Origin of the sequence: Arcicella aurantiaca (genome assembly GCF_003148625.1) — a bacterium.
Taxonomy (GTDB): domain Bacteria; phylum Bacteroidota; class Bacteroidia; order Cytophagales; family Spirosomataceae; genus Arcicella; species Arcicella aurantiaca.
In genome coordinates, this window is record NZ_QGGO01000060.1 from 1 (window position 1) to 5,226 (window position 5,226).

Sequence of the window (5,226 nt, forward strand, 5' to 3'; positions counted from 1 at the left end):
ATTATCATCTCAGATTTCAAATCGAATTCATCTATCGGGATGCTAAACAACATTTAGGACTTAATCATTGTCAATCAACTCAAAAGGAAAGACTTGATTTTCATCATAACTTTTCTTTAACAATGCTGTCATTAGCCAAGATAACCAACTGGTTGAATAAACCCACAGACAGTAGAAAGGCTTTTTCAATCTATGACATTAAGACTCAATATTTCAATGAACGATTCTTAAATAAATTTTTTAGCGTGTTCGGAATCTCGCCCGAACAGCAAATAAATAATCCAAATGTAAATTCCTTACGAAACTATGCTAAAATAGCCGCTTGATTCGTAGCGTAGTATTGAACTTATTAAACAGTGTATTAAATCTAAACTTTACTTTACCAAATATTTTTCAATCAGTTCATTAATTGCCACTTTTCTTTGGTTACTGTCTGCAACCTTATTTTTTTCAAAATTCTTAACTAAATCATCAATTTCTTTCCAAAGCATTTTTCCATCCGTAGATTTTGGATTAATCTTCAATCCTTGATTTTTAGCCAATATATTACCCCAAACGCTCCTAACATCTACCCAATATGGGCGTTGTTTTTGCCACCATTCTTTGGCAATTTCACATTTACTTTCCTCTATTTTTACATAATTATTCAAGCCTTTTTCTTGAACTAATAATTTATCCTCATTACCATTTCGGATAATTTTATCATTGTCCTGTTCGTGTAAATAGCCATTTTCGGTAACATGAATACGGTTGAATCTCTTTAATACCTGATAATCAGACCGTTTTGTATATTCTCTTCTTGGCAAAGGGGCATCTGTAATATTCTCCCATAAATGTTTTCCATCGGCATGATTCCAAGTCGCTGAACCTGTATATCTTGGCATATCATTTACTTCAAATACCGCCTGAGTCCATTGCCCTTTTACTTGCTCATTTTTCAAGATTAATGGTTTCCACTCGGTCTCCTTTTGATAGGCTAAAAGATTGGTGTTTTGATAATCCCAATCTTCTCTCCAATGTTTAATGACCATTGTATCACCAATCACCAAAAGGTGCATCAATACCATTTTGTCTTTTGTTTCTTCATCTACAAAAACATATTCTCGTCCCGCCGTAATATAACGTTCATGAAATTTGTAGTCCTTCTGAGGTGAAAAAGTTTCTGCATAACTAAATTTAACATCAAAACAGCCACATTGACCTTTAATTGCCGTTATATCCTCTTTCTTTTGTCCCCTCACTCCTATTGTAAGGCATAAAAATAATGCAATCCAAATTGTCTTTTTCATTTCTTTTGTTGATTCTTTAAGTTTCAAAATCGCTTTTTATAAGTTAATTATGGCGTAAAGTTTGCCTTTATTTAGAATAATTCCAAATAATATTGCTAATTATTTGGAATTATTCTAAATAAGATATTACCTTTGAGGCAGAAATCAAATTTGAGGCAAAACAATGAAACGGCTACTCTTTTTAATAATAACATACTTTACATTGAGTAGCGAAAACACTTTTGCTTCATTAGGCGATAGTCTTACCATTAAAGAACTGAAAGAAATTGTTGTCACGGCTACTCGAAACGAAAGGATGTTATCTTCATTGCCAATGCCTGTAACTTTGATTGGACAAGGGCAAATTAAGGCAATGGGAGCTTTACGTTTAAATGATGTTTTGGCTGAACAAACAGGATTATTCATTCAAAATGACCATGGGCAAGGAATACAAATACAAGGTTTTAGTCCAGATTATACGCTGATTTTAGTAGATGGTGAGCCATTAATTGGCAGAACAGCAGGAACGCTCGAATTATCACGTTTGGCAGTTGGAAATATTAAACAGATAGAAATCGTAAAAGGGCCTTCGTCAAGTTTATATGGTTCGGAAGCATTGGCAGGGGTTATTAATATTATCACTGAAAAACCCAACAAAACGAAAGGTTCATTTTCTGCTCGATACGGAACCAATCAAACCAGTGATTTGGGTTTAAATTTAAGTTTTAATAAAAATAAATTGGGTTTCAATATTTTCTCAAATCGTTATCAATCAGGTGGATACGACTTTTCTCCTGAAACTTTTGGAGCAACGGTATCCCCTTTTAAAAATTATACTTTATCACCAAAATTGACTTATGATTTTTCTCAAAAAATTAAATTTAATCTCTCAGGAAGATATTTTAATGAAAATCAAGAAAATGCTTTATCGGTAGGAAATGACAGAATTATAGGAGCAGGGACTGTCAACGATTGGAGCATTAATCCTGTAATGAGATTTGCAATTTCCGACAAACTAAAATTAACAACTCGTTATTACACAAGTCAATATGAAACAAATTCGGTACTAAAATATCAAAAAAATGATGCTACTTATGATGAGACTTTCTTTAATCAAAACTTTCATCGTCCCGAATTGCAGATTGATTATAGTTTAAATGCGAAGCATAATTTTACTGTTGGAACAGGATATATTCGGGAAAGTGTCAGTGCAACTCGCTACGATGAAACCAAACATTTTGAGACAAAATACGGCTATTTACAGTATGAAAATACGATGCTGAAATCTCTTAATTTAACACTTGGAGGGCGTTTTGATGCTCATTCGGCTTATAGTTCGCAGTTTAGTCCAAAAATTTCAGCCTCTTATGAAGTATCTCCTAAAATAACGGTTCGTGGTTCTGTTGGTGTAGGATTTAAAGCACCAGATTTTAGACAACTTTATCTAAATTTTACAAATTCAGTTGCAGGATATAGTGTTTTCGGAACACAAGAAATCAGTCGTGGAATTGCTCAGTTAATGGAAACGAAACAAATTTCTGAACTTTTATTTGATATTGACAAATTGGGTTTACTTCGTGCAGAAAATTCAATCGCTTTCAACTTCGGCGGTAAATTAAAATTAGACAATCAATTAACAATGAATCTAAATATATTTAGAAATGATATTGACAATTTGATTCAGTCGCAAGCCATCGCTCTCAAAACAAATGGGCAAAGTGTTTTTAGTTACCAAAATCTTAATAAAGTTTTCACACAAGGAATTGAAATAGAAATTAGCAAACAGTTTTCAGTCAATCATCATCAATTTTCATTAAATGCTGGTTATCAGTTAATGGAAGCTAAAGACAAGGATATAGTACAAAAACTCCAAAATGGTGAAATTTATAGAAGAGACCCCGAAACGTATATAACTGTGCGTGTAAAAGATTCGGAATATGAGGGTTTGTTTAATCGCTCTAAGCATTCAGCGAACTTAAAACTATTTTATGAAAACACCTCAAAACGAATTACAGCTTCTTTACGTGGGGTTTATAGAAGTAAATATGGCTTTGCTGATTATAATGGAAACGGTATTGCAGACGTCGAAAATGAATTTGTTAATGGCTACATCCTCTGGAATTTTGCCCTTAGCAAAGAATTAATGAAGCATTTTCATTGTCAAATCGGTTGTGATAATGTTCTTAACTTTAAAAATACTACACAAATTCCCAATCTTGCGGGCAGGCTTGTTTGGGGAAGTGTTGCACTAAATTTTTAAGATATGTCTCTGCACAAAAAATTTGAGAAGATTAAAGAGGGAAATGAAACGGATGAAATGTCAAAAGCCATTCAGTATTCATAATCAGGTAATAACTCAATTTTATTGAGCCAATTCCTAACGTTTTTTACTATTAAGTTACTTACAGGACATTGGAAACGGTTCTGATGATGTCAGAACTGTTTTTAAATTTCTAAAAATTAAACAACTATTCGCTATGGCAACTGAATATAAAATTTTGATTCAGACACAAAACGCCTGTGTCTCACAATGTCATTGTTGTACCCAATTACAGGTTCAGTACAAGAATGTTATGATTTGTTTTGAGTGGAAGGATTTAATAGGTTTTCTACAAAGGTTAGACGAACTACCACCCAACGAACTTTATTACATTATCAATATTATTGACCTTAGGTGTTATCCAGCGGTAAATCTTGGGGTGTCGGCATCAGCAATGTGTTTGACCTTCAGTGAAGTGGAAGAGTTTAGAGCTATACTTTCAAGAGCATGTTTGAAAATGGATTTAGAAATGATTTTTAGAAAATCAATTCACGATAATTAATTTTCGAGCAATAGACACGCCTCTTTTCTGTCTCCAAAATTCATTCAATTATAAACTAAAACCTATGATAAATTCTACGTAAAACGGAATAATTATCAACAATCAAACCTTATTTCAAAATGGAAATACTTCATTTTAAAACTAACATTTCATCGCCAATTGGCATTCAAGCCATCTGGGATTCTCTTAAAGTATTAGGAGTAAACAAATTCAATATTGATTTTTGGGATGTTGATAACATTCTAAAAGTCATGGCAGACCAATTTATTTCTTCGGAAAAAATCATCGAAGTCATTTGTCGCTTAGGCTATCATTGTGAAGAACTAAAATAAAATAACCCCATACAAAATGAATACAATTCAAAAATTATCAATTTCCACTTTTGCTCTATTTATCATTATGTCTTCATGTAAAAAAGATGAAGTTATTGTTAAAGAGGCAGTAAAAACCGAAACAGTGAAAGATTTAGCAGCAGACCCGACTTCTGTTTCTACATCTGGGCAACCAACTTCTACGGGCAAATACACATTTTATAGTTTCAAAAATGGAATCATTGCCAATACTGATTCAGCAACCCTTAAATGGGATGTGGCATTTAAAGCGACAACGATACTTACCAATGGTGGAACATCAGGAATAGGGCAGGGGGGAGCAAGTGTTCTAAGTGGAATTTTTGACGAAGTTAAAACTATTCCATCAACAAGCACTTTTGTACAAGATTCTAAAACGGCTTATGCTATTCCAACAGGCTCAGGTAAAGGTTGGTATAATTACGACGGTGCTAATAATTTAATTTCTCCGATAGCAGGCAAAGTTTTATTGATTAAAACCGCAGATGGAAAATACGCTAAAATGGAAATACTTAGTTATTATAAAGGAAGTCCAGTTAGTCCAACCAGCAGTAGTGTTTCACGATATTTTACCTTTAGATACGTGTATCAACCCGACGGTACACAATTATTTAATTAAATTACCCCAGCTTTCTTCTTCAAAAACCGTTACTTTTAGTGACGGTTTTTTTGTTTTAATACGAATTTTCTTAAAGGTGGACATTGTGTCCACCTTTGAGAAGGTTTGTATTAAAATGGGAACTATGTACTATTTGGCGGAAGATTTAAGATTAAACCTCCATGCGA

Annotated in this window: 5 protein-coding genes and 1 pseudogene; 5 read left to right on the forward strand and 1 reads right to left on the reverse strand. The window is 33.2% G+C overall.

The genetic code is table 11. From position 1 onward, the window contains the following. Positions 1-326, forward strand: a pseudogene (locus LV89_RS25685) (hypothetical protein); the annotation flags it as partial. A gap of 48 nt (positions 327-374) precedes the next feature. Here the strand turns inward: LV89_RS25685 and LV89_RS24730 are convergent. After that, entirely contained in the window at positions 375-1,289 is a 915-nt protein-coding gene (locus LV89_RS24730; protein ID WP_109745670.1) for a DUF6607 family protein, read from the reverse strand. Between the two features lie 163 nt (positions 1,290-1,452). On the opposite strand from LV89_RS24730, the gene LV89_RS24735 reads away from it, so the two are divergent. The 4 genes from LV89_RS24735 to LV89_RS24750 all read left to right on the forward strand — a co-directional run bounded on the left by LV89_RS24735 (position 1,453) and on the right by LV89_RS24750 (position 5,059). Continuing rightward, positions 1,453-3,528, forward strand: coding sequence for a TonB-dependent receptor plug domain-containing protein (locus tag LV89_RS24735; protein ID WP_109745671.1), 2,076 nt, complete (start codon positions 1,453-1,455; stop codon positions 3,526-3,528). A 217-nt stretch (positions 3,529-3,745) separates the two neighbouring features. Beyond that, on the forward strand, positions 3,746-4,090 hold the full coding sequence (locus LV89_RS24740) for a DUF6686 family protein (protein ID WP_109745672.1): 345 nt from the start codon (positions 3,746-3,748) through the stop codon (positions 4,088-4,090). A 119-nt stretch (positions 4,091-4,209) separates the two neighbouring features. Further along, positions 4,210-4,422, forward strand: a complete 213-nt coding sequence (locus LV89_RS24745; RefSeq protein WP_109745673.1) for a hypothetical protein — start codon at positions 4,210-4,212, stop codon at positions 4,420-4,422. Between the two features lie 16 nt (positions 4,423-4,438). Beyond that, positions 4,439-5,059, forward strand: coding sequence for an HmuY family protein (locus tag LV89_RS24750; RefSeq protein WP_109745674.1), 621 nt, complete (start codon positions 4,439-4,441; stop codon positions 5,057-5,059). Positions 5,060-5,226: the final 167 nt, after the last annotated feature.